Origin of the sequence: Parapedobacter defluvii, from assembly GCF_014642075.1 — a bacterium.
Lineage (GTDB): Bacteria > Bacteroidota > Bacteroidia > Sphingobacteriales > Sphingobacteriaceae > Parapedobacter > Parapedobacter defluvii.
The window spans coordinates 155,172-180,418 of the sequence record NZ_BMIK01000007.1; the positions used below are offsets into that span (position 1 = coordinate 155,172).

16 protein-coding genes are annotated in these 25,247 nt (G+C 53.5%); 11 read left to right on the forward strand and 5 right to left on the reverse strand.

The window, feature by feature from the left end:
• Window positions 1-16 precede the first annotated feature (16 nt).
• Entirely contained in the window at window positions 17-637 is a 621-nt protein-coding gene (locus IEX60_RS12125) for a DUF5683 domain-containing protein (protein WP_188750962.1), read from the reverse strand.
• A gap of 211 nt (window positions 638-848) precedes the next feature.
• Between IEX60_RS12125 and dxs the strand changes: the two genes are divergently transcribed.
• The 9 genes from dxs (at window position 849) to IEX60_RS12170 (ending at window position 18,650) form a co-directional block, all read left to right on the forward strand.
• Complete coding sequence (gene dxs / locus IEX60_RS12130; protein WP_188750965.1) at window positions 849-2,777, forward strand: 1-deoxy-D-xylulose-5-phosphate synthase; 1,929 nt, start codon at window positions 849-851, stop codon at window positions 2,775-2,777.
• A 20-nt stretch (window positions 2,778-2,797) separates the two neighbouring features.
• A complete protein-coding gene (locus IEX60_RS12135; RefSeq protein ID WP_188750967.1) occupies window positions 2,798-3,919 on the forward strand; it encodes an acyloxyacyl hydrolase in 1,122 nt (373 codons plus the stop codon).
• A gap of 92 nt (window positions 3,920-4,011) precedes the next feature.
• Window positions 4,012-5,652 carry an alkaline phosphatase PafA gene (gene pafA / locus IEX60_RS12140; RefSeq protein ID WP_188750969.1) on the forward strand — a complete coding sequence of 547 codons (1,641 nt, stop codon included), beginning with the start codon at window positions 4,012-4,014 and terminating at the stop codon, window positions 5,650-5,652.
• Window positions 5,653-5,693: 41 nt separating this feature from the next.
• On the forward strand, window positions 5,694-9,818 hold the full coding sequence (locus IEX60_RS12145) for a hybrid sensor histidine kinase/response regulator transcription factor (RefSeq protein ID WP_188750970.1): 4,125 nt from the start codon (window positions 5,694-5,696) through the stop codon (window positions 9,816-9,818).
• Between the two features lie 121 nt (window positions 9,819-9,939).
• On the forward strand, window positions 9,940-13,023 hold the full coding sequence (locus IEX60_RS12150) for a SusC/RagA family TonB-linked outer membrane protein (protein ID WP_188750973.1): 3,084 nt from the start codon (window positions 9,940-9,942) through the stop codon (window positions 13,021-13,023).
• Window positions 13,024-13,044: 21 nt separating this feature from the next.
• Window positions 13,045-14,538 (forward strand): RagB/SusD family nutrient uptake outer membrane protein, encoded by a 1,494-nt coding sequence (locus tag IEX60_RS12155; protein WP_188750975.1) that lies wholly within the window; start codon window positions 13,045-13,047, stop codon window positions 14,536-14,538.
• Window positions 14,539-14,541: 3 nt separating this feature from the next.
• Window positions 14,542-15,594 (forward strand): glycoside hydrolase family 130 protein, encoded by a 1,053-nt coding sequence (locus IEX60_RS12160; RefSeq protein ID WP_188750977.1) that lies wholly within the window; start codon window positions 14,542-14,544, stop codon window positions 15,592-15,594.
• Between the two features lie 15 nt (window positions 15,595-15,609).
• Window positions 15,610-16,872 carry an MFS transporter gene (locus IEX60_RS12165; protein ID WP_188750979.1) on the forward strand — a complete coding sequence of 421 codons (1,263 nt, stop codon included), beginning with the start codon at window positions 15,610-15,612 and terminating at the stop codon, window positions 16,870-16,872.
• Window positions 16,873-16,874: 2 nt separating this feature from the next.
• Complete coding sequence (locus IEX60_RS12170; RefSeq protein WP_229717546.1) at window positions 16,875-18,650, forward strand: hypothetical protein; 1,776 nt, start codon at window positions 16,875-16,877, stop codon at window positions 18,648-18,650.
• On the opposite strand, the gene IEX60_RS12175 is transcribed toward IEX60_RS12170, so the two are convergent.
• Genes IEX60_RS12175 through IEX60_RS12190 form a run of 4 tightly spaced genes read right to left on the reverse strand, consistent with a single transcriptional unit; the run spans window position 18,625 to window position 23,161 of the window.
• The gene (locus tag IEX60_RS12175) at window positions 18,625-19,851 is read right to left on the reverse strand and encodes an ABC transporter permease (protein WP_188750981.1); all 1,227 of its coding nucleotides are present in this window, start codon (window positions 19,849-19,851) and stop codon (window positions 18,625-18,627) included. The genes IEX60_RS12170 and IEX60_RS12175 overlap by 26 nt on opposite strands.
• 18 nt (window positions 19,852-19,869) lie before the next feature.
• Complete coding sequence (locus tag IEX60_RS12180; protein WP_188750983.1) at window positions 19,870-20,622, reverse strand: ABC transporter ATP-binding protein; 753 nt, start codon at window positions 20,620-20,622, stop codon at window positions 19,870-19,872.
• Window positions 20,623-20,624: 2 nt separating this feature from the next.
• Window positions 20,625-21,842 carry an efflux RND transporter periplasmic adaptor subunit gene (locus IEX60_RS12185; RefSeq protein ID WP_188750986.1) on the reverse strand — a complete coding sequence of 406 codons (1,218 nt, stop codon included), beginning with the start codon at window positions 21,840-21,842 and terminating at the stop codon, window positions 20,625-20,627.
• On the reverse strand, window positions 21,839-23,161 hold the full coding sequence (locus tag IEX60_RS12190) for a TolC family protein (protein WP_188750988.1): 1,323 nt from the start codon (window positions 23,159-23,161) through the stop codon (window positions 21,839-21,841). Before IEX60_RS12190 ends, IEX60_RS12185 begins: the two co-directional genes overlap by 4 nt.
• A 242-nt stretch (window positions 23,162-23,403) precedes the next feature.
• Between IEX60_RS12190 and IEX60_RS12195 the strand changes: the two genes are divergently transcribed.
• Both IEX60_RS12195 and IEX60_RS12200 read left to right on the forward strand, forming a co-directional pair.
• Entirely contained in the window at window positions 23,404-24,465 is a 1,062-nt protein-coding gene (locus IEX60_RS12195; RefSeq protein ID WP_188750989.1) for a sensor histidine kinase, read from the forward strand.
• Window positions 24,462-25,187: a LytR/AlgR family response regulator transcription factor gene (locus tag IEX60_RS12200; RefSeq protein WP_188750991.1), complete on the forward strand. Its 726-nt coding sequence runs from the start codon at window positions 24,462-24,464 to the stop codon at window positions 25,185-25,187. The genes IEX60_RS12195 and IEX60_RS12200 overlap by 4 nt, the downstream gene beginning before the upstream one ends.
• The last annotated feature ends 60 nt before the right edge of the window (window positions 25,188-25,247 follow it).

Here is a 25,247-nt window from a genome sequence, read left to right on the forward strand (position 1 = left end):
GTTCCAAAAATAAGAATTAAGGCAATGTCACAGCAACCCGTAGACCGATTGCTGTTTCATTCCACACCGGCTGCGCTGCGGGAGATACGCGAACCGAAACATCGTTGTCAACATTCCACCGGTATTTAAACATGGAGCTGACGTAAGCTTCCACTGCATTCAGTGCATACCACCCCACGGTGGTTAAAATCATGAGGTCCCTATTACGCCGGTAATAATCCTTTCCGTTGATGAATGCCTGTGTCATCTGCGCGTTTGCACGCGGGTAGTTGGTGTTAAGAGGAGCCGCGTCGTGGTATTTGACCCGATATTGGGCTTCTTCCAGGTACGCCCGGTAATTATCATGATTCCAATCGACAGCCCATATGCCAGCAATGAATCCCCCATAAATGACGGGTACCTTCAACCACCACAACCCACCGTTCGTATATTGCCCCAAACCCGGCAGTAGCAGAGACCGCTTCCATGTTTTCTTGATTTGTAATTCGGTAGCTGTCCGCATCGAATCCTTAAAAATTGCCCCTCCTTTCAACTCATCAGCTGCCTGCTGTTGGGCAAATGCGTAAGCCGTTACCGATAAGGCAATTAATCCTACGAAAAGCATTTTTAAAAAGAATGGCATAATCCTTGGTTCCATGCCCAGTAAAGTTGCATTAATTTTTGTAGATAGACAAAAAAACAACTCTTTTGACTGAGTTCCGAAGATATCCAACCAAATTGGAGCCATAAACAATCCCTCAAATCAGTTGTTCCCCAGATAATTAGTAATTATCAAATATGTAAGAAATTTACGACACGGGGTCTCAATAATTATTATTTAATTTGTAACGATTTTTAAACCGGACGCTATGGAGATTGAAGCCGGAGAGCTGCTTAAAAAAATAAATACACCTGCAGACTTGAAACAGCTCAGCCAAGCTGAGCTAGTAAAGCTGTGCAGTGAATTGCGTCAATATATCATTGACACCGTCTCCGTACATGGGGGGCACTTTGCTGCCAGCCTCGGCGTCGTGGAATTAACGGTGGCATTACATTATGTTCTCAATACGCCCTATGACCAACTGGTGTGGGATGTGGGTCACCAAGCTTATGGCCACAAAATCCTGACAGGCAGGCGTGAAGTATTCCATACCAACCGGATGCTTGGAGGCATCAGCGGATTTCCAAAGCGGGGCGAGAGTGAATACGACACATTTGGTGTCGGGCATTCTTCCACTTCCATCTCAGCGGCGTTGGGCATGGCAGTAGCTTCCAATTACAAAGGAGAAACGGATCGGCAGCACGTGGCTGTCATTGGCGATGGGGCAATGACCGCAGGTATGGCTTTCGAAGCCCTCAATCATGCCGGTATCGAAAAATCCAATCTACTGGTTATCCTTAATGACAACTGCATGTCCATCGATCCAAACGTCGGTGCACTTAAGGATTACCTGACCAGTATCACCACATCACGGTCGTGGAATCGATTCAGGGATGACATTGCCCATGTGCTCACCAAGATATCCGAAATCGGTCCAGATGCGCTCGGTATCGCCAAAAAGATCGAGAAGAGCATCAAAGGGACGCTTCTCAAAAACAGTAACCTGTTTGAATCACTCAATTTTCGCTATTTCGGTCCGGTAGATGGGCACGATGTAAAGCGGCTGATCCATACGCTGGATGACCTACGGGACATCCCAGGCCCCAAACTTCTCCATTGCATCACCGTAAAAGGGAAAGGCTACGCGCTGGCGGAAAAAGATCAGACTACCTGGCATGCCCCTGGCCTGTTTGATAAAATCACGGGTGAAATCAAGAAATCGAAAAACGACAAACCCGTTGCCCCCAAATATCAAGATGTATTCGGTCACACACTGGTGGAACTGGCTGAGAAGAACGACAAAATCCTTGGTATCACGCCTGCCATGCCTTCCGGATCTTCCATGAACATCATGATGAAAGCCATGCCCGATCGGGCTTTTGACGTGGGCATTGCTGAGCAACACGCGGTAACATTTTCCGCCGGCCTTGCGACTCAGGGTATGGTACCGTTTTGCAACATCTACTCCAGTTTTATGCAGCGGGCGTATGACCAGGTGATACACGACGTAGCCATCCAGAATCTACATGTGGTATTCTGCCTTGACCGGGCGGGTATTGCAGGTGCCGATGGCCCGACGCACCACGGGGCTTATGACCTCGCTTATATGCGGTGTATTCCTAACCTGACTGTCGCCGCCCCCATGAACGAGGAAGAACTACGCAACCTGATGTTCACTGCCCAACAAGAGGGCATGGGTCCATTTGTGATCCGGTATCCCCGCGGGCAGGGGGTTATGCCCGATTGGCGGAGGCCACTCAACGCTGTGGCAGTCGGCAAAGGCCGCAAACTATGCGATGGGGAAGAACTTGCCCTGCTCAGCATTGGCCATGTGGGCAACGAGGCGGTGAAAGCCCGCATCACGCTGAATGAAGAGGGAATATTCCCGGCACACTACGACCTACGCTTTGTCAAGCCGTTGGACGCCGATCTCTTGCACGAAGTCTTTAGCAAATTCAAAAAAATAGTTACCATAGAGGATGGCTGCATTCAGGGAGGAATGGGAAGTGCCGTACTGGAATTTATGGCAGACCATGGCTACCAAGCTACTGTGGTGCGCTTGGGTATCCCCGATACAGTCGTAGAACATGGTGAACAGCACGAATTGTGGTCAATTTGTGGATACGACAGTTCCCATATCATCAATACCGTACGAAATATGGCCATAAGCCGCAAAACAGATACGATGGTGAGCTAAAGAGCCACCGATATAGTACCATGGAAAACAATCGACTCCCGCAGCTAACAACAACGGTGATTGTCTGGTTAGTTTTATGCCTGACTACCGGACGGGCACAGCAACCCCCATCCATTCATGCGCTCTCAATTAAGCCCACCTATGGACTCGATATGGCCAACACAGGGGGGGGCAATCGCAACTTCCTATATGGGCTCCATGCCAGCTATGACCGCGACTTATCGGCGAGTAGTCAGGCTTGGGTAAACCTACTCAACGCCAAAGGGTTGTCATTCGGGGTTTTGTGGCATAACATGGATCATATGACGGAAATCGTGGAGAGCCAGGCTTATACACATGGGATGGCGATTGGTTTGCTGAGTGAAGTGGATTTCCAACTGTTGCAAGCAGGATCGGTCAAATTTCTCCTTACACCCGGAGTAGGCCTTACCTATATTACCCAGACCATTAAAACCCAACCGGCTACCACCACCGTGGGCAGCCACCTGAACCTGGCGCTTTCCGCCGAGTTGGGCCTCGAAATACCAGTAAGCAACCGTACCAGCTTCTTAGCTGCGGCCAACGTACTCCACTATTCCAATGGTGGATTGAAAATCCCCAATGGCGGAATCAATACTGTCAATGGTTCCATTGGTATCAAAACTGCGCTGGGCCATGCAAAGCATACGCCATCGGCAGGAAGCAGCAATTTCCAACCGATTGTAGGCAGCAGCGGCGAATTGGTTGTCGGTGTCGGCCAACGGGGTAAATACCGCACCAGTGGCGGATTCTGGCGCACAGGCGTTTATGGCGGTTATAATTATTACCTCAACCAAGCCGTTGGTTTTAAGGCTGGATTGGACATGGTCTATTACCATCAGGTATTTGATGGTAATTTTGAGAAAACTTTTCAATATTACGGATCGTCATACGATCGCATCCGCCTTGGTACCAGTGCCGGCGCTGAAGTAGCGTTGGGACGATTTGCTATAAATGGAATGTTTGGTAAATACCTTCATTATAATAGTTTCCACGGTGTCCAATGGTACTGGACGTCTGCCCTACGTTACTATATTACTCCCAATATCGGTTTGCAAAGCACGCTCTACATGCACCGGATGCAAGCCGATTACCTAAACTGGGCGCTTGTTTTTCGCATCTAGGTTTTATGCAACAGGCTTGTTACGGTTTGCTTTTCATTTCGCGCCAGGATTTGCTACCTTAGCTGTTTTCACACCAACTTACAATGAAGTCGATGAAATTACGTGTAGCGATAGTAGCGTTAAGCTTATTTACACTGCATGCCCATGCACAACAGTCGGTTCCGAGACCGAAACTGGTTGTGGGCATTATGGTTGATCAGATGCGCTGGGATTATCTGTACCGCTTTTATGACCGGTATGGCGAAGGCGGATTTAAACGCATGCTGAATGAAGGGTTTTCCTGTGAAAATACCTATATCCCGTATGTGCCTACCTATACAGCGATCGGGCACAGCTGCGTTTATACAGGCAGCGTTCCCGCTATACACGGCATCGCGGGTAATGATTTCATCATCCAGCAGACGGGGCAACGCATGTACTGTACCCAGGATGACAACGTGAGCGGTGTGGGCACCGATCAGGCCGAAGGGAAGCAATCCCCACGGAACCTGCTTGTATCAACCATCACCGACCAGCTCAAACTGGCCACCAACTTTCACTCAAAGGTCATTGGTATCGCCATCAAAGACCGTGGAGGCATTCTTCCTGCGGGGCATTTTGCCGATGCTGCCTATTGGTTTGAGGGGAAGTCGGGTGATTGGATTTCCAGCACTTTCTACATGCAGGATCTGCCCGATTGGGTAAAAAAATTCAATGCACAGAAACTCGCCGAAAAATACCTGCAACAGGACTGGAATACCCTGTATCCCATCGAAACCTATACCCAAAGCATCGAAGACGATAACGCCTACGAAGCGACCTACCGGGGTGAAGAAGCACCGGTATTCCCCAAAAAACTACGCCCCCTTATTAAAGACAATGGTTTAGGCCTTATCCGCTCCACGCCGTTCGGCAATACCTTTACGCTGGATTTGGCGAAGGCTGCTATTGATAACGAACGGATGGGCAACAACCCAGGCGGTTTCACGGATTTCCTGGCCGTAAGCCTTTCTTCCACAGACTATGTAGGCCACCAGTTTTCCGTCAATGCGATTGAAGTGGAAGATACCTACCTCCGGCTGGATAAAGAGCTGGAAGCTTTCTTTGCCTATCTCGATGCGCATGTAGGCAAAGGAGAATATACGGTGTTTCTTACGGCAGACCACGGGGCGTCCCACAATCCACTGTTCTTTTTGGACAAACGCGGCAATGCGGGGTACTTTGACGAACGCAACGCCCTGACTGGCCTCAATGCACTGCTGGCCGAAAAATTCGGGCAGGAAAAGCTTGTTCGCAGCCTGATGAATTATCAGGTGCACCTGGATTACGACATCATTCAGGCAAACGAGCTGGACGAAGAGGACATCAGGGAAACAGCCATCAAATTTCTCCGTACACTCGAAGGCGTATCCTTCGTAACGGATATGGAAAATGCCGGCTCATCCAGTATCCCCGCACGCATCCGCGAGCGTATTGTCAATGGATATAATCCCAAACGGAGTGGCTGCATCCAGATCATCCTTGATCCCCAATGGTACAGCGGGTCGCCCCGCTCAAGGGGCACTACGCACGGCACCTGGGCTTCCTATGATGCACACATTCCCTTTGTGATGATGGGCTGGGGTATCAAACATGGCAGTACCAACCGCGAGACACACATGACCGACATTGCTCCTACGGTGGCCGCACTGCTCCATATCGAAGAACCCAACGGCAACATCGGGCAACCGGTGGTAGAGATCCTAAACAAGTAGCGGCCATACGCTGGATTGCACGGGAATGTGTAACTTTGAACATGCACTTCCGTCGGGCAGCAACAATCATTTCGACACTGGTACTTGCTTGGGCAAGTTGGCTACCCGGTTTTTCCCAATCCAACGAATCGGCTTATACCCTGTTGCAACTGGATAACCGCTATGGATTGTCGAACAGTGCGGTGAACTGCTTGCTGCAGGACAGCGACGGAATGCTTTGGATAGGTACCTGGGATGGATTGAACCGGTACGATGGGCAGGAATTTCACGTATTCAACTTCGGCGGCAGCGACGCAAGACAGGGACTGATCAGCAACATTGTTAGGGGATTGCTGGAAGATCGCGACCACCGCATATGGATCAGTACCGTAGAAGGCATTTCCCGTTACGATAAATTAACCGGCACTTTCAAGCATTATTTTTACGGAACAGGACGCGGGCAGGGGATCGGTGAAAATGGTTTTGGCCTGATTGCCGATACCAACGGCCGCTTGTTTGCCCGCACCCCTACAGAAACCCTGATGCGCTACGATGCGGGGCGCGACACATTTGTCAGCTGTAAGCTCCCCGGACTTACCGGCACCCTTTCGGATCTCAGTATCGACGCGGTCAACCGGTTTTGGGTACGTACGGAAGCAGGTGAAATCGCCGCCTACACGCTCAATGAAGATGGCTTTCACTTGGCACATCGCCTTCCGGCGGCCGAAACATCTGTATCACGGCTACATCTCGCAAACGGTTTCCTGTTCTTAAGTGACCCAAAGGGTATGCTTTACCGGGTTGACCCCGGTACATTCGAACTGGAACAGGTGGCTGATCTTGGGAGTGCCGTCAGTGCCATCACCTGGTACGGCTCGCGTTACTATGTAGCGCTGGCTACCCAAGGCTTGCGTACATTCGATGTCTCTTTCGCACCCCAACCCCCGGCTGCGGGTTTGCAACCTTTGCAGGGGATGAAGATACGCGGGTGGGCGGCAAACGGGCCGGAACAGCTGCTATGGGTGGCCACGGATGGCAACGGCTTTGTCCGCGTTTCGCAATACAATACGCCTTTCCGTACCTTATCCTCTTCCGATGCCTTTTCACGTCCCCCCGTCCGTGCTTTTGCCGAAATCAGCGGCGACCTTTGGGTAGGCACAAAAGGAGGTGGCATATCCATCCTGTCCGATTTTGCTCCTCAAAACGCAGATAACGTTGCCTGGGACAATCGACTCACCGGCAAACTAGTCAACCAGGATGTATTTACCATCGTGCAGGGTATACAGAGCGACCTGGTGTATATTGGCACAGACGGAAGTGGTCTGAGCATCTATGACCCGCGCCGGAAACAACTGGCTAACTGGACACAGTTGGATGGCCACGCCGACTTCCCGGCATTCGGATCCGTATATGCCATCCTCGAAGATCCCGATGGGACACTGTGGGTGGGTACAAGCGGTTATGGATTGCTGCACCTGCGCGTCGTCCGCTCGCATCACGGCGACCTGCATGTTGAATTCATCGAACAGTACCGATACAAAACCTCGAATCAGGGATTGGCAAATGACATCGTCTATTCACTGTGTTTCGGTCGGAACGACCAGCTATGGGTTGCCTGCCGCTACGGTGGACTATCGCTATTGGACAAAAAAAGTGGCCATATTATCAATTTCAAGGCATTTACCTACGAAGGAAGCCTCAGCAACAACGACGTTCTCTCGCTGTACCGCGACACGCACGACCGCCTATGGGTGGGCACCAGTTACGGCCTGAATTGGCTATCGCTTACCGACATTACCCGCGGAGAACCGGTTTTCCAGCGTATCACCGCCGCCGAGGGGTTGCCCAACAACACCATCCACGCTATTACCGCCGATGGCTTCGGCCACATTTGGGTCAGTACCAACCGGGGATTGGCCCGGATCGATCCCTCCAGCGGCCAGGTGGTGCAGTTTCAGGAAAACGATGGGTTGCACCGTGCCGAGTTCAGCGACGGTGCTGTATGGAAAGACCCTGCTGGATTCCTTTATTTCGGCGGCATCTACGGTTTCAGCTACTTCCACCCCCAGCAGATCCCCCAGGATACGCTGCTGCCCAATGCGATCATCCGCAGCCTGCAACTGGGCAACCGGGGATTAAACGAAGGCCAGTATTGGGTACTCCGCCCCCGGAAAGGAATGGAACAACAGGTTACGCTATCGCGCAAAGACAATTATTTTTCCGCAACGGTACATGCACTCAGCTACCTCTACGCCGACAGGTGCCAGTTTGCCTGGATGCTGGAAGGGCATGATAAAACCTGGCAATACGACCGCTCGGATGGGCACATCAGTTACAGCAACATTCCGCCCGGCACGTACCGGCTGCTCATCAAATGGTCCAACGGCAGCGGCATGTGGACCGAAGCAACCCCCGTAATGGACGTGCAGGTCAACCCGTACTGGTGGCAAACCTGGCCGGTGACATTAAGTGCGCTGCTCACGCTGGCGGGTGTAGCCTATTGGTGGTATATCGGCCGTAAAAACAAGCTTAAAATCCAGCACCGGCTGCAATTGGAACGGACACTCCGCGAAAAAGACGAAGCGCTACACGAAAGCCAGTTGTCCTTTTTTACGAATATTGCCCACGAATTACAGACCCCACTCACGCTACTCGTGGGCGTTGCCGAGCAAATCGAAAACCTGCAGGGCGATCCCACACCGCCCCGATCTGCCAGGTCGCAGCCCCTGGTTGCGTTATTGAAACAACAGACTTCGCGGCTCACCTACCTGGTGCACCAGCTGCTCGAATTCCGCAAGGCCCAGGCCGGACACCTCACCGCAGAGTATCAGCTCCAAGACGTTTCGGCGTTGCTGTCCAAACTTTGTGAGGTATTTAAACCCCTGAGTGTACGGCAACAGAACACCTACGAACTGCACATACCCGACGGAATGCAATTTGCCGTGGACAGCGATAAACTGGAAAAGATTGTGTTCAACCTGCTGTCCAACGCATTCAAACACGGAGGGATGTTCCAGCACGTTACCTTTACTGCACGCACGGATGTTAGCTTATCCACGCTGCTTCTGCAGGTTTCCAACTCCGGATGCCGCCTGGCACCGGAGGAAAGCGAACGCATTTTCGAACAATTCCAGAGCCGGCGTTCCGGCGTTTCCGGTACCTACAGCACCGGTATCGGGCTGGCCTTCACACGGGAACTCGTCGGTGTGCTGGGCGGCCGCATCCACGCCTCCATTGAAGAAGGATGGATTATCTTTGATGTCGCCCTGCCCATACCTGCCGAAGGACGGCCGTTCCATCCGGCAGAGATCAACACGTCCATTGCACCGATCTATACCGAAATGGCTACGCCGGCTACCCACTCACTGGATTCAGCAGCCTACAATAAGGTAGCATTGCTAGAAAAGCTCACCGAGGCCCATAAAAAGTCCGTATTGGTGGTAGAAGATGAACAGGAAATCCGATTTCTCATCCGTGAGGTACTTAAAACACATTACATCGTTTACGAAGCCTCCGATGGCATCGAAGCCATCGGTGTACTCCAGCAGCATCCACCGGATCTGATCATCAGTGACGTGATGATGCCTGGTATGGACGGCCTTACCCTCTGCGACAAGGTGAAAAATACGCCTGCCACCTGTCACATTCCCTTTATCATCCTCTCCGCAAAAGGTACGCTGGAGCAGCGCAACGAAGGTTATCAGGTGGGTGCAGATGCGTATATCGCCAAACCTTTCCACGCCAGTCACCTGCTCATCCGGGTGAAAAACCTTTTTGAACAGCAGGCACGGCTGCACAAACGCTTCCTGCAGGCCGATTCAATCGAAGGAGTGATCCATACCGGCAATCCCGAGGAAGAGCGCTTCCTTGAGCCGTTGGTTGCCCAAATCATGAAGCACCTCGAAGATCCCGAACTGAACGCCACCGTACTGGAAGAAGCTTTATCGATGAGCAGGATGCAGCTCTACCGGAAACTGAAGATCATCAGCGGCATGACGCCTGCCGAATTTATCCGCCATATCCGGCTCAAACAAGCCACGCATTTATTGGCTACGACTACGCTCACGATCAACGAAATCTTTTACCAAACCGGATTTAACAATCAGTCCTATTTCTTCCGGGAATTCAAAAAACACTATGGGTGTTCGCCGAACGAGTATCGATTTCGCACCCAAATCAACACATAACACACTTGTTTACAGATATTTTAACCGTTTGTACATAAAATTGAGATTATAGTACAGTCCTTGCTACAACCCTGATCTTACATTTGTGGTTACCAATTGTGCTATATTAAATTTATGACGAATGGAACCAATTAATCAACTATTTAACAAGCTATTTGTGTCCCTGTTGGTATTGGCAGTTACCTTGGGTTCCGCCTATGCGGCGCAACAACCCATCCATGGGCGCGTGGTGGATGAACAGGGCCTTCCGCTTGCCGGAGCCACCGTGGAACGAAAAGGTGGTACACAAAAAACAAGTACCGGCAACGATGGATCGTTTACGATCAGCGCCTCCCCGGGAGATGTCCTTTTGGTGAGCTTCATCGGGTATGTCTCCGAGGAGATCATCGTGGGCAACGCGGGTACGGTTTCCGTGACCCTACAGTCTTCGGCCAATGACCTGGATGAAGTGGTCGTAGTGGGCTATACCGCGCAACGCCGCACGGATATTTCCGGTGCAGTGGGCAGTGTGGATATGGCAGCCGCGGCAAAACGGCGGGTACCCGATATCGGACAGGTACTGCAGGGCCAGGTGGCCGGTGTCCAGGTGAGCCAGGCTACCGGTGCTCCCGGCGATCCCATTGACATCCGTATCCGGGGTGTGGGCACCATCGGCAGTAATGACCCGCTGTATATTATCGACGGCGTACCTTCAACAAATTTCACCTTCATCAATCCGCAGGATATCGAATCAATGAATGTCCTTAAGGATGCTTCTGCGGCGGCAATGTACGGTGCCCGTGCAGCAGCCGGGGTGGTGGTTATTACCACGAAGCAGGGCAAGGCAGGCAAACCAACCCTGGATATTAACTATTTCAACGGGGTACAGCGCGTAGCCGATCTTCCCACGATGCTCAATAGCCAACAGTATCTCAATACGCTTGAACAAGCGTGGAATAATGCCGGTTACAGTGGCACCAATCCGTATACAGCCGAAAAGAACCGTACCGATCTGGCCAACACCGATTGGCTGGACGAACTTTTTGAGACCGGTCATTCACAGAACGTGCAACTGACAGCCAGCGGAGGAACCGAAAAAACAAGGTACCTGCTTTCGGGAGGTTATTACCGGCAAAACGGTATTGTTGTGTTTGACAACGATACATATGAGCGGCTCAACTTCCGTTCCAACATAAACAGCGACCTTACGGATCGCTTGCGGGTTGGAACCAACTTACAATTGTCTTACGAGCAGCGGAACCCCCTTTCCTCCCGCGGCGATGCGCCGGGAATCATCCGGCATGCGCTGCTGAGGCCTCCCGTCCTAAGCGTGTATAAAGATCCTTCCGATCCGACCTATACGGCAGACGATCCGTTTACCGACCTGCCTTTTTATAAAGGTGTGGGTGCCGATCAGCGGAGCCAATATGAGCTGACCTCCAATCCCATCGCATTGGCCTACTTCACGGACAATACCCGTTCGCAGTTTAAGACGTTCGGCAATGTATTTGCCGAGTTCGATGTGCTGCGCGACAAATCGTTGAAATTTAAAACCAACTTCGGTGCCGATCTCAACTTCAATCACAACAAAGCCTTCTTCCGCAATTTCGGCGATGACGATGGCGGCGGGAACGACACCGACAAAGGACTGGGCCGCCAGAACCGCCCCAACACGCTCAACGAAGACCGTGGCGACGATTTCACCTTCACCTGGAACAACACGCTGAGTTACGACAAGGTGTTCGGCGGCAAACATGCCCTCAATGCCCTGGCCGGGACGGAATTTATCCGTTTCACAGGTTCGTCCATCAACGTATCCAGAAGCCGCTTTGAATACGAAGACGATGCGTTCCGCTATATCGACCTGGGTGGTACGGAACTCGACCTTTGGAACGGCGGCATCGGCTCCGAATGGGCCTTATTCTCCCTCTTCGGAACGGCCACCTATGTATACGATGGCAAGTACCTGCTTACCGCCAACCTGCGGGCCGATGCGTCCTCACGTTTCGGACAGAACAATCAATGGGGTTACTTCCCTTCCGTCTCTGCCGGATGGGTCATTTCCCGCGAGGCATTCATGCGCGACATCGACTGGTTATCCAATCTGAAGCTTCGCCTCAGTACGGGATCGCTGGGCAATCAAGCTTCGCTGGGCAATTACGACTACATGACGCTGTACCGCAAGGAGGGTGATAATTTCGTCGTAGCCCGGTATGGTAACGCCGATCTGCGCTGGGAAAGCACCACGCAGCACAACGTCGGTCTGGATGCCGGTTTCTTCAACAACCGACTAAGCCTCACAGCGGATTACTTTATCAAGCAGACCAAAGACATTCTGCTGCCCATCAGCCTGCCCAGCCTGGGAGGTGATGTAGATCCCACCGTTGTAAATGCCGGAGAAGTACGCAACGCTGGCTTCGAGTTCGGTGCCGGATACCGGGGCAGCACCTCCGGAGGGTTCAGTTATGCCCTGAACGCAAACCTGGCAACGCTCACAAACGAGGTGGAAAAACTGCACAGTAATCTACCCTATATCTCCGGTACGGTAAGCCGTACCCAAGTGGGCCATCCGTTGGATGCCTATTACGGCTTTATCATGGAGGGCGTTTATCAAAATACGGCCGAAATTTCACAACACCTGTCCGGTACCGCTAACCCATCGGCTGTGCCGGGGGATATCCGCTTCAAGGATCTCAACGGAGACGGCATCATCAACGACGTAGACCGCACCTTTATCGGCAGCCCCATTCCGGACCTGACGTATGGTATCAATTTATCCGGCGCATGGAAGGGATTTGACCTGGCGATATTGGTTCAGGGTGTCTCTGGGATCGACCGCTATAACGATGCGAAGAAAATACTCGACTACGATACCCGTCCGTTTAACTATACCACTGCGGTATTGGGTGCCTGGAATGGCGAAGGCAGCACAAACAGCATTCCGCGTGTCAGCTTCACGGATAACGGCAGCAGCCGCATTTCCAGCATCTTTGTGGAAGATGCCTCCTATGTGCGGTTGAAAAACGTCGAACTGGGCTACTCCTTTGGCAGCCTGCTGCAGCAGGCAAATTGGGGTGTACAGAACATACGCCTGTATGCATCGGGTCAAAACCTGTTTACACATACCAAGTATACCGGACTGGACCCTGAATCAACGGATCTCATGGATATGGGTACCTATCCGCTATCCAGGGCGTTTCTTTTCGGCATTAATGTTACCTTCTAAAAACCAGCTAAAAAGGAAACCATGAAAAAGATATTTGTTACCGGTGCTACTGCAGCTATTGCTGCCCTGACACTGAACAGCTGCGAAAAATACCTGGACCGTCCTCCCATCGGCCAGATCAATGAAGACATGATTACCACTCAACCATCCGTTTCCACGGTGTCGGCCCTGGTGGATGCAACTTATGTGCCCTTATCCACCACCCTAAACCTATTGGGCGACTGGGATTGGGACAATGGGCTGGTCGTCCGCAATGACTTTATCATCGAAGACATCGCTTCGGGCGATATGCTAAAAAAATGGGCGCCCGACGGTGACCAGGCGTGGATGGATGAAGTGAGCTCGTTTAATTTTACATCCATGAATCCCGCCTTTAACGGCGTATGGGCCTATGGATTTGAGGGAATCACCCGCGCCAACCGGGCCATTGCCCAGTTGGAAGATCAGGCGCTGATGACTGAGATCGGCATGGATGGGTCCTTGCGTAATCGGTTATTGGGCGAGATGTATTTCCTCCGTGCCTTCAACAACTTTGGGTTGGTCACAAACTTCGGAGACGTACCCATCCTGACCCATCCGTTTACCGATTTCAACGAGATTTATGAGGCCGCCAAACGTCAGCCCGCTGAAGAGGTTTGGCAGCAGATCGCGACCGACCTTTCCCGTGCCGAGGAGCTTTTGCCCGCCACCAAATACGCGGATGCCGCCCAGCCATGGCGTGCGTCACGGGGTGCTGTAATCGCTCTCCAAGCCAAAGCAGCGCTTTATAACCGCCAATGGCAAACCGTGGTGGACAAGGTTACTGCACTGGAACAGCTTGGCTATTACCAGTTGAACACCAACTACTTTGATGCCTTCGATGTGGCCAAGGAGTTTACCGAAAACGAAGTGATCTTCGCGTATGACCACCGCTCGGGAACGGTACCCCGCCGGGGCAACGGACTCACTGCTCTGATGGGCTGGGGATTTATCGCTCCTTCCGAAGATTTCCTGTCGGAGTTCGAACCCAACGATCCCCGGCTGGCCTACACGGTAGACACCGAAAACAGAAATGTCTATAAGTTGCTCGGAGCAACCAACGATGGGAACAAAGGCAATGAAGATGCGCCCAACAACCGGGTCTATATCCGTTGGGCAGACGTTTTACTTTGGAAAGCCGAGGCCTACAACGAACTGGGCAATTATGCCGAAGCCGTAGGGATCATCAACGACATCCGAGCACGGGCACGTACCACACCGGTTCTCGGCGGAGGCACGGCCCCGGCAGGTACCCTGCCCGCCCGGAATGCAGCAGTAACTGACAAGGCACAGGTACAGCAGTGGCTTGACCACGAGCGCCGTGTAGAGCTGGGCTTCGAAAGCCACCGCTTCAGCGATCTGCGCCGGTGGGGCACGGCAAAAGCGGTACTGACCGGCCTCGGCAAAAACTTCCAGGACCGCAATTACCTCTATCCGATCCCGCAGGGCGAAGTAGACAAATCCGCGGGTTCCATCACGCAAAACCAAGGTTATTAGCAGATGTCAACAAATTCTGATCTATCCATCCGTTTCGAACAAAATCCCCTGTTATCGCCAGCGGATCTCCAGCCCTCCACACCGGGGCTGGAGATTGCCTGCCTGCTCAATCCGGGTGTATTCCGGTATCAGGGCAAAACCTGGCTTATCGTCCGTGTTGCGGAGCGCCCCCCGCAGCGGGCGGGTATCCTGTCTTTTCCGGTACTGAAACCCGAAGGCGGCATGGAGATCATCACCCTGCCGGCCGACGATCCGGACCTCGACGCTTCGGATCCGCGGGTCATCAACTTCCGGGGTGTGGATTACCTGACCACACTTTCGCATTTGCGGCTACTGAGCAGCGAAGATGGCGTCGTATTCCGCGAAGGGCCGGGTTATGGCCCTTTGTGGGGTCAGGGACTGTACGAAACGTTCGGCATCGAAGATTGCCGCGTAAGCCAATTGGGCGCCGACTACTACCTTACCTTTACCGCGGTGTCGCCCAACGGTGTGGCCGTGGGACTGCGCACCACGCAAAACTGGCAGGACTTTGTACACCACGGCTTGATTTTCCCTCCCCATAACAAGGACTGTGCATTGTTCGAGGCCAGGATCGGTGGCAGTTACTATGCCTTCCACCGCCCCAGCAGTGTCGACCTCGGTGGCAATTATATCTGGCTCGCCAGCTCGCCCGATGGCATCCACTGGGGCGGGCATAAGCTGATCGCCCGCACACGGACCGGATATTGGGACAGCCAACGCGTGGGAGCCGGAGCATCCCCCATCCGTACCGATAAGGGATGGTTGGCCATCTACCATGGAGCAGACGCCAACCACCGCTATTGCCTCGGGGCCCTGCTGCTCGACCTCAACGATCCCTCGGTTGTCCTTGGCCGGAGCGAACACCCCATCATGGAACCTACCGCGCCGTATGAGACGACCGGATTTTTCGGTCATGTCGTGTTTACCAACGGGCACGTGGTTGACGGCGATCGGCTGACCATCTACTACGGTGCTGCTGATGAATATGTATGCGGCGCCCATTTTTCCGTCCGTGAAATCCTCGATACCCTTTGATGTAACCGTATAAATATGTTCAAAAAACTTCAGGCAGAGGCCGCCCATTTCCGGCAGCAACCGCGTAACTTCCGGGTGCTGGTACTGACCAATTTGATCTACGCTTTCGTCTTGCCGGTCATTGACATTTTCGTAGCCGCCTACGTCATGCGCAACTCCAACGACCCGGTTAAGGTGGTAGTCTACCAGCTTACGATCTATACAGGTATTCCGCTCACATTCCTGCTCAACGGGTATCTGCTCAACCGCATCAACATCAAAACGCTCTATTCCGTCGGAATGATGCTCAGTGCGGTGTCGATGACGATTATGATGTCACTGAAAACATTGGATATCGCCGGTATCGCCGTAGCCGGGCTGACCATGGGTATGTCTTTCGGATTCTACTGGGCCAACCGGGATTACCTGGCTCTATCCATCACACACGACGGGAACCGCAATTACTACTATGGGCTGGAAACCTTTTTTTATACGATTATCGCCGTATTGGTACCCATTGGTATCGGATGGTTCATCGAGTGGGTGGGCCATACCGGCGGGGAGGCCAATGCCGCCTACCGCATCGTAACGCTCGCGGTATTTATCACCACGGTGATCGCCTCGGTGATGTGTTTCCGCGGTACGTTCACCAATCCTGCCCGGCAGCGCTTCATTTATTTCAAATTTCATCGGCAATGGTACCGCTTGCTGCTGTTGGCCGCGCTGAAGGGACTTGCCCAAGGGTTCCTGGTTACGGCCCCGGCCATGCTGATCATGCGGCTGGTGGGACAGGAAGGTGCGCTCGGCACGGCACAATCAGCCGGGGCCATTGTGGCCGCGATCATCATGTATATCCTCGGCCGCCGCACCAAACCTTCACACCGTCTGCTCATCTTTACCATCGGGTTGGTTTGTTTCGCGTTGGCCGCGGTGATCAACGGCGTGTTTTTTGACGCCATGGGCGTATTGCTCTTCATGCTGTTTTTGCTGATTGCCAAACCGTTGCTGGATCTGGCTTATTTCCCCATCCAGTTCAGTGTGATCGATATCCTGAAGCGCATTGAAAACCGCCATGAATTTGCCTACATCCTCAACCACGAAGCGGGGCTTTATGCTGGCCGACTACTCGGGGCGTTTACGTTCATCGCACTGGCCGTCTACGTGAGCGAAGAAGCCGCGCTCCGATACGCCATCATTCTGATTGCGTTGTTGCAATTATGTTCTATTTTTGTTGCCAAACGCCTGTTGCGTGGCAATGCCGAGCTGAGTAAGCAGTTGCCAGCCGATAAACTAACTTGATTATGTTCCGAAATACGATCTTTCTATTCGTCGCCGGCCTGTGGCTGGCCTCCTGTTCCGAACCCGCTGCCATCCAGGGCACTCCGGTAGCCCAGCAACGGCTGCCGCGCATCGACTCCATGGCACAGTTGCCGCAGCCGCTTGAAATAATCGATTGGCGGGCGATGGCCGTGGCTTATGACAGCACCGTATACGATTTTGACGCGCAGGGTGAATACTGGCCCCTGATCTGGATGGACAGCACCCATAAGAACTTCAACCAGCCCACGCTGGGGTTGTATACCGCCATGGGGGATGCCCGCCAGGGCCTGAAAAACAACAAGGGCATGTTCCATGAATCGCTGGCCACGATGGGAGGCGTGCTTGGGGCTACCCTGGTCGGCATCGACAAGCAGCGGAAGGACGGCATGAACTATGTGGGCATGCTGCGCAATTACTTCAACAAAGACAACGGGTGGAACATCATGATGAACAACACCGCCCCCGAAGTCGCGCTGCTGGGCGGCGGCTATGGGCGCGATTGGTGGTATGACGTTTACCCCAACATGCTGTTTTACGCCATCTACGACCGCTATCCCAACGAAGCCGGTTTCGATACGCTGGCGCGCCGTATTGCCGAGCAGTTTTACCGGGCCGACTCGGTACTGGCGGGCAATTACAGCCATACGTTTTTCGACTATGCACGGATGGAACCCGAATCCAATTGGATCTGCGCACAGGAAGATGCAGCCGCCGGCCACGCATGGGTGCTATATGGCGCCTACCGGAAGTTCGGCGATAAGCGCTACCTGGAAGCCGCCCAACGGGCCCAGCGGGCACTCGAATCGCAATCCGAGAATCGCTTCTACGAAATCCTGATGCCCTATGGAGCCTATACCGCCGCACGGATGAATGCCGAGCAGGGCACGGACTTCGACATACAGAAGATTCTCGGATGGACCTTTGACGGCACGTCGGTATGCCGCAAAGGCTGGGGCGTTCTGGTGGGCCGATGGAATGGGTTTGATATCTCCGGCATCGTAGGCAGCACGGTAGACCACGGCGGATATGGGTTTCTCATGAATACCTTTGATACCGCCATCCCATTGGTGCCGATGGTCCGGTATGACCAATCCTATGCCAGCGCCATTGGCAAATGGATGCTCCATGCCGCCAATGCCGCCCGCTTGTTCTATCCGCAATACATGCCGGCCGAGCACCAGACGATTCCCCAACTCGCTGCAACGACCAAAGGCGTCATCGGCTACGAAGGACTGGTGAAAGAATCGACATTTGATCGGTACAAACACATCCCGGCGCCGGTCGCCCAGGGCGATGGCCCCAACTGGGTTCCCGGCAAAAACCCCGAAGTATCGCAGTTCAGTGTATACGGAAGTGCCCACGCGGGTGTGTTCGGCAGCATCATCCAACGTACCGATGTGGAAGGCATCCTGCAGCTCGACCTGCTGGCCACGGATTTCTTCCGGGACAAGGCCTACCCCAGTTACCTTTGCTACAACCCCTATGACGAGGATCGCGAAGTGATCCTTTCGTTACCTTTCAAAAGCGGCGAGGTAGACCTTTACGATGCTGTACAGGCCCGTTTCGTCGCCCATAACGTATCTGGTAAGGCAAAAGTGAAGCTTCCTGCAGCGGGAGCAGCGGTGTTGGTGGCAGTGCCTGCGGGAGCTGAAATCCGGCAGGAAGGAGGCAAGCTATGGGCGGGCGATGCGGTCATCGATTACCGGTTTGACGTCCCGGCGGAAACTTCAACTACTCGTACCGGAGCGCCTCAATAGGATCCAGTTTCGATGCCTTCACTGCTGGATAGTAACCGAAAAACATGCCGGTGAATGCACAGACAAAGAATGAAATCAGCATGGATGTCTGTGATAGGATCGTGGGCCACGAAAGCAGGGAGCCGATGCCGAACGAAGCCGATATGCCCAGCACTACGCCAATCACGCCTCCCGTTATGCTGATCATCACGGCCTCGGTCAGGAATTGGAGCAGGATATCCCTTCCCTTGGCTCCCAAGGACATGCGCAGGCCGATCTCGCGCGTCCGTTCCGTCACGGACACGTACATGATGTTCATGATTCCGATACCGCCGATGACGAGTGAAATCCCGGCCACAGCCGTCAGCAACGTCGTCATCATGCCGCTGGTGGAACTCAGCATGCTGATCAGTTCTTCCTGCGTACGCACATCAAAGTCATTTTCCTGTCCTTCACGCAGGCGGTGGTTTTCGCGGAGCACACGGATGATGTCTTCGGTGGCCTGTTCAGACACGGCCTCCGTTGTTGCCGAGGCGTAAATGTTCTGCAGATAAATGGTTGCCAGCACCCGTTTCATCACGGCCGTATAGGGCGCCACGATGATGTCATCCTGGTCCTGGCCGAAGGTATTCTGCCCTTTCGGCTGCAGCACGCCGATCACCTGGAAAGGAATGTTGCCGAAGCGGATGATCTGGCCGATCGGATCCTCACCGTTGGTAAACAGGTTGTCCACCACCGTCTGGCCGAGCACGCAGACCTTGGCCGAGGTACGTACGTGTTCCTCGGTTAGGTTGCTGCCTTCGCGGACACTGAGTTTCCGTATTTGCAGGTAATCGGGCGATACGCCCTGGATGTTGGTCGGCCAGTTATTCGCCCCTTTGATGGCCTGTCCGTTGGAAGAAACGCCCGGTGAGAGTGCACTGATATCTGTCACCTCCTGCCGGATCTTTTCCACATCGCTTATGGTGAGGGTCTGTACGCTGGAAGCCCCCAGCCGCACGCCGCCCGGCATGGCCATGTTGCTATAGGGCATCACGGTGATCATGTTGGATCCCATACTGGAAAAGGTTTGCTGTATGCTCTGTTTGGATCCCTCGCCGATAGACATCATGGTAATGACCGCCGCTACGCCGATGATGATGCCCAGCATGGTCAGGAATGCCCGGAGCTTGTTGCGCTGCAGGGCGATGAGTGCGATTCGTATGAGGTTTGCGAAATTCATAATCCTGTGTTGAAAAAACTAATAATCATCGGCCGGAGGCAGCGATTCCAGCATTTCTTTGGCCGAACGGACGGTTTCATTGGGGCCATCGCGCAGTACACGGCCGTCGCGGAGCATCAACGTGCGTCCGCTGAAAGCGGCGATATCGGGTTCGTGGGTTACAAAGACAATGGTCTTTTGCTGCTGCTGGTTCAACTCCTGCATCAGGGTCATGATCTCGTAGGATGTCCGTGTATCCAGGTTTCCCGTGGCCTCATCGGCCAGGATCATGACCGGTTCGTTCACCAACGCCCGTGCGATGGCTACACGTTGCTGCTGCCCGCCCGACAGCTGGCTTGGCGTGTGATCGAACCGGTCGGCCAGCTTCACCTGTTCCAGCGCATGCATGGCCCGTTCGCGCCGCTCACGGTGTCCCAGCCCCGGCCGGTACAGCAGAGGAAGTTCTACATTTTCCACGGCCGATGTACGCGGCAGGAGGTTGTACGCCTGAAACACGAAGCCGATCTTCTGGTTGCGGATCGTGGCCAGTTCGTTGCGGTCGCGCTTGCGTACATCCACCCCATCGATGAAATAGGTACCCGAAGTGGGTTTATCCAAGCATCCCAGTATGTTGAGCAGCGTGGATTTGCCGGAGCCGCTACTGCCCATGATCGTCAGGAATTCGCCCGGCGAGACGGAAAACGACACGCCTTTGAGTGCACGTACGGTCTGCGCCCCGACAATAAATTCACGCGCGAGCTCCTGAATATCAATGATGTGGTCCTTCGTCATGATTAACCTCCTCTTCCTCCCGACGATGATCTTCTGGCGGGTGGCCTGGGCATGAACGGACTTCCTGTGCCGGTTGCGCCATTCCCGCTTCCTGCTGCCGCCCCGGTGGCGACCCCGGTAACCACGGAGTCCTGCGGCGTGAGTCCGGACAGTACCTGCACGACGGTGTTGTCATTGATCCCGGTTGTGATGGGCCGCTCAACCACGGTATTCCCCTTAACGATCCAGACCTTTTCTCCGCTGCCGTTGCCTACAGGCCCGTTACCCTCTGGTACGATGCGATAGTTAGGGCCGAGTACCTGCGGATCGGGCACGAATTTAAGGGCCGCCACAGGGATCAGCAGCGCATCCTTTGCTTCCTGTGTATATACCGTCACCGTAGCCGTCATTCCGGGCTTGAGTTTCATGTCGTCGTTGTTCGTCTCGATGATGGTTGTATACGTCACCACGTTGGACGAGGTCGTAGGCTGTAAGCGGACTTCCGACACGTTTCCTTCAAATACGTCATCCACAAATGCATCCACCGTAAAGGTAACACGCTGGCCGGCCGCCACCTCACCGATGTCCGCCTCATCAACCTTCGCCTGCACCTGCATCTTGGTAATATCTTTGGCCAGACTGAACAGGGTCGGCGTATTGAAACTAGCCGCGACGGTTTGCCCTACGCTCACGCTGCGGTTGAGCACCACCCCGTTGATGGGCGAATAAATCTTGGTAAACGCCAGGTTCTGGTTGGCCGCTTTCAGTTGTGCCTGAATATTGGCGATGGATGTTTTCGCCACCTGGTACGAATTGCGGGCGATGTCGTAATTTGCCTTGCTGATGGCACCTACCCGGTACAATTCTTCCTGACGGCCGAAATTGGCCGTTTCGTACTCAAGATTGCTTTTGGCCTGTTCAAGCGAGGCCTTGAGCTGATCTACGTTGGCTTGCATCAGCGTCGGATCCAGTTCGGCCAGTAGCTGGCCCTGGGTGACCTCGGCATTGTAATCCGTATAGATCGCCGAGATGATACCTGATATCTGGGTGCCCACGGCCACCGTGTCCACCGGCTGTACCGTACCGGTAGAGGTGATAATCCGGGCCACGGGCCCTTTTGTGGGCACGGTAGTCTCCAATTGCACCACTTCCCGTTTCCCTGTCATCCGGAAATACAGGAAAACCGTCAATGCCGCTATTCCTATTACGGCACTCATCAGTATGACCTTTTGCTTTGTCATGGGTATTCGTTACGTTGTTGTCTATAAAATTCGTAGGTATCCACTGCGAGCAGCGCATTGTATTTGGCCTGTGTATAGGCCTGCAGGGCCTGCACATAGGTGTTGCGCTGCTGGACAAATTCCACGCTGTTGTAGGTTTCCACACGCAGCTCTTCCTGCGCAATGCGGTAGGCTTCCTCGGCGTAGGCGAGCTGCCCTTTGGCTGCCTCGAACTGCTGAAAGGCATTCAGTGCGGCAATGTAGGCCTGCTCAACCTCCTGCGACAATACCAGTTCCGTATTGGCGAGGTTCAGCTCGGCCTGCTTGACAGCGATATCTGCCTTCGCGGTATTTGTCTTGTTGACCTGCCTGGTAAAAATCGGAATGCTGACGGATACGCCCACCTGCTGGTAGAAGGAGCGATCCAGTTGTGTGCCTAGGGAACTGCCGTTTCCATTGGAAAACCCGGTTCCGATATCGCCGTTGAGACCCACTGTGGGTAGGTAACCCGCCTTGGCAATGCGCAACCCCGTCTTGGCGAGTTCTACGGCCGTTTTACCGTTTTCCACCTCAGGCCGGTTGGCCAAAGCCGCTTCCAATGTACTTTCCAGCGAAGCAATCGCTCCCGGTTGCAGCGAGGTATCGGGTTCGACAATGTCAAAATCTGACTCCACGGGCAGTTGCAGCAGTTGTTTGAGATTGATCTTATCCAGCCGTTCGGCGTTGCGGGCCGCGGTGAGCGTATACTGATCGTTGGCCAGTACCGCTTCGATCTGGACCAGTTCCTTACGGGCTGCGGTGCCGACCCGGTACATGGCTTCCATCTGCGTTTTCTGCTGCGTGGTGGTGGCCACCAGGTCTTCTGCATATTTAATGGTTTCCTTATCCAACAGAATGGCATTGTATGCCTGGATAACCTGCAGGTAGAGGCCGCTTTCGGCCTCCAGGATGTCCAGCTCGCTGCTGGTCTCCGCCAGCTGGCTTTCCGCCATTCTTGCACGCAGCGCTCCTCCGCTGTAGAGGGTCATGGACGATCCCACGCTTCCCGAGCCGCTGGCTCCCACGAGCGGATGCGTAACCCCCTGGGTATGGTTCACCCCTGCAGAAAGGGACGCTGCCAGATCAGGGAGCACGGCAGCCTTGGCCTGAATCACATCCTGACCCGCTGTGGCTTTCGCCAGGCGCAGCGTGTTTAACGTGATGTTATGTGCTTTGGCGTATTCCAGGCATGCTTCCAGCGTCCATCCACCGGCGGGTATTGCCGTGGCGACCGTATCCTGCGCCGCACTTACCAGCGGGAACAGGGTGATGAGTAAGCCTATAAGCCGTATCGTTCGCATATGTCTGTTTCGATAAACCGAAGGCAAAACAATCTCATCCGCTGCAAACATCCCGACCCTCCTCGAAGTATAGCTCCTTTTCAGCGATAAAAGGCGTTTATTTACCGATACAAAGGTTGGAAGAAAGCTTCGTCGGGAAAAAAACAGTCTACGCCGTGAAAAACCGCACCGCCATCGTTTTTCTTTTTTCTTCCTGATTTTCATGGTATCTTGGCTCTTAATTCGTCACTGAGCATTTAAAAATGGAAATACGCAGGAAGAGCAAAGCAGGCATATTTCTCACTCACTTTTTCATGTGGGCACTTTTTGTCTTTGTGATGTTCTTCTACCAGCCGCTTTCCTGGGGGGTGGACCTCCCCGATAGATTTTGGTGGCGGCAGGGGCTTCAGGTGCTCTTGATGCTCTCGATTTTCTATTTCAACTACCTAATCTGTGTACCCCGGTTATTGTTTCGCGGACGAAGTGTATGGTTTGTTATCTGGATCGTTTCGGTAACGATATTCCTTTCCTTTTTTGCCAACCGGCTTGCCGAGAAGGCTCTGCCGGTACGCGCACAGATTGAGCGCAGACTGATGATCAAAGTACCCCGCGCGCGCAACGCTTTTGATGGTTTTCTATTTACCTCGGGGTTGTTGGTACTGGCAGTCAGCACCAGCATCGCGGCCTTACAGCGCTGGCAGCGCGACCAGCGGCGACATGAGGAACTGCAGCGGCAGCAGGTTACCGCGGAACTGGCCTATCTGAAAGCACAGATCAACCCCCATTTTTTCTTCAACACGCTCAACAGCATCTATGCCCTTTCCTTCGGCGATGTACAGCTCGCACGGGAGGCGCTGCATACCCTATCGCGTATGATGCGGTACCTGCTGTATGAAACCCAGCAAAACCAGGTCGGCCTGCGGGGGGAGATCAGCTTCCTGAAAGACCACGTATCACTCATGAAATTGCGGCTCCACGACCATACGACGGTTGAATTTGCCGAACCGGAGCTGACGAGAGAGTGGCTGATCGCCCCGATGCTGCTGCTGCCATTTGTCGAAAATGCGTTTAAGCACGGCGTATCGGCCACTACCCCCGGCAAGATCCGCATCGCACTGGCCATTCAAGGGAACCGCCTTGCCATGACCGTGGAAAATACGATTGTCAGAAGCAGCGGTGTTTCGCACGAATCCGGGGGCGGAATCGGACTGGACAACACCCGCAGGCGGCTGGAACTACTCTACCCTGAAAAACATACGTTGGCCATCTACGAGGATGCCGACCGGGGGATTTATGTTGTAGACTTAACCATCGAACTTGCATGACACTTAACTGCATTGCCGTAGACGACGAGCCGCTGGCGCTCAATTTAATTGCAGGCTATATCCGGCAGACACCTTTTCTGTCGCTGAAAGGATCCTATTCCAGCGCCATGGAAGCATTGCCGGTTTTGCTGGCCGGCGGTATCCAGTTGGTCTTCCTCGATATCCAGATGCCCGACTTCAGCGGACTTGAATTTTCCAAAATGCTGCAACGCAGCAACGCGACTTCGGATTTCCGTGTCATCTTCACCACCGCTTACGATCGGTACGCCATCGAAGGTTACCAAGTGGATGCACTGTATTACCTACTCAAACCTTTCAACTATCAGGAATTCCTGCAGGCGGCCCTTAAAGGGGTCAACTATTTCGAACGCCAGGCAACCTTTGAAACGGTAAACGCTGACGAACCCTACCTGTATGTCAAATCCGATTATAAAACTGTGCGGATTGATCTGCGGAAAATCACCTACATCGAATCGTTGAAGGACTATGTCATCATTCACCTGACAGGGGAAGCAAAAGCCATTAAAACCCTGATGAGCTTGAAGTCTATTGAAGACCGCCTGCCGGCAGACCGCTTCCTCCGCATCCACCGATCGTTTGTCGTTTCGATGGCACAGGTCCATGCTATTGGCAAAAATACCGTCCACATCGGCGGGCAGGAAATCAGCGTGGGCGACCAGTACCGGGAGGCGTTCCAGCGACTGGTGGACCGCTGGGCCTGATCCGTAGGACCATATACACATTTTCTTAAAACTGAATCGGCTTATGGGTGTTATTTAGAA

Coding starts and splice junctions, on each gene's coding strand:
- dxs (WP_188750965.1), top strand. CDS start 849: ATGGAGATTGAAGCCGGAGAGCTGCTTAAAAAAATAAATACACCTGCA.
- IEX60_RS12195 (WP_188750989.1), top strand. CDS start 23,404: ATGGAAATACGCAGGAAGAGCAAAGCAGGCATATTTCTCACTCACTTT.
- IEX60_RS12175 (WP_188750981.1), bottom strand. CDS start 19,851: ATGAATTTCGCAAACCTCATACGAATCGCACTCATCGCCCTGCAGCGC.
- pafA (WP_188750969.1), top strand. CDS start 4,012: ATGAAATTACGTGTAGCGATAGTAGCGTTAAGCTTATTTACACTGCAT.
- IEX60_RS12155 (WP_188750975.1), top strand. CDS start 13,045: ATGAAAAAGATATTTGTTACCGGTGCTACTGCAGCTATTGCTGCCCTG.
- IEX60_RS12150 (WP_188750973.1), top strand. CDS start 9,940: ATGGAACCAATTAATCAACTATTTAACAAGCTATTTGTGTCCCTGTTG.
- IEX60_RS12165 (WP_188750979.1), top strand. CDS start 15,610: ATGTTCAAAAAACTTCAGGCAGAGGCCGCCCATTTCCGGCAGCAACCG.
- IEX60_RS12180 (WP_188750983.1), bottom strand. CDS start 20,622: ATGACGAAGGACCACATCATTGATATTCAGGAGCTCGCGCGTGAATTT.
- IEX60_RS12170 (WP_229717546.1), top strand. CDS start 16,875: ATGTTCCGAAATACGATCTTTCTATTCGTCGCCGGCCTGTGGCTGGCC.
- IEX60_RS12125 (WP_188750962.1), bottom strand. CDS start 637: ATGGAACCAAGGATTATGCCATTCTTTTTAAAAATGCTTTTCGTAGGA.
- IEX60_RS12185 (WP_188750986.1), bottom strand. CDS start 21,842: ATGACAAAGCAAAAGGTCATACTGATGAGTGCCGTAATAGGAATAGCG.
- IEX60_RS12200 (WP_188750991.1), top strand. CDS start 24,462: ATGACACTTAACTGCATTGCCGTAGACGACGAGCCGCTGGCGCTCAAT.
- IEX60_RS12190 (WP_188750988.1), bottom strand. CDS start 23,161: ATGCGAACGATACGGCTTATAGGCTTACTCATCACCCTGTTCCCGCTG.
- IEX60_RS12135 (WP_188750967.1), top strand. CDS start 2,798: ATGGAAAACAATCGACTCCCGCAGCTAACAACAACGGTGATTGTCTGG.
- IEX60_RS12145 (WP_188750970.1), top strand. CDS start 5,694: ATGCACTTCCGTCGGGCAGCAACAATCATTTCGACACTGGTACTTGCT.
- IEX60_RS12160 (WP_188750977.1), top strand. CDS start 14,542: ATGTCAACAAATTCTGATCTATCCATCCGTTTCGAACAAAATCCCCTG.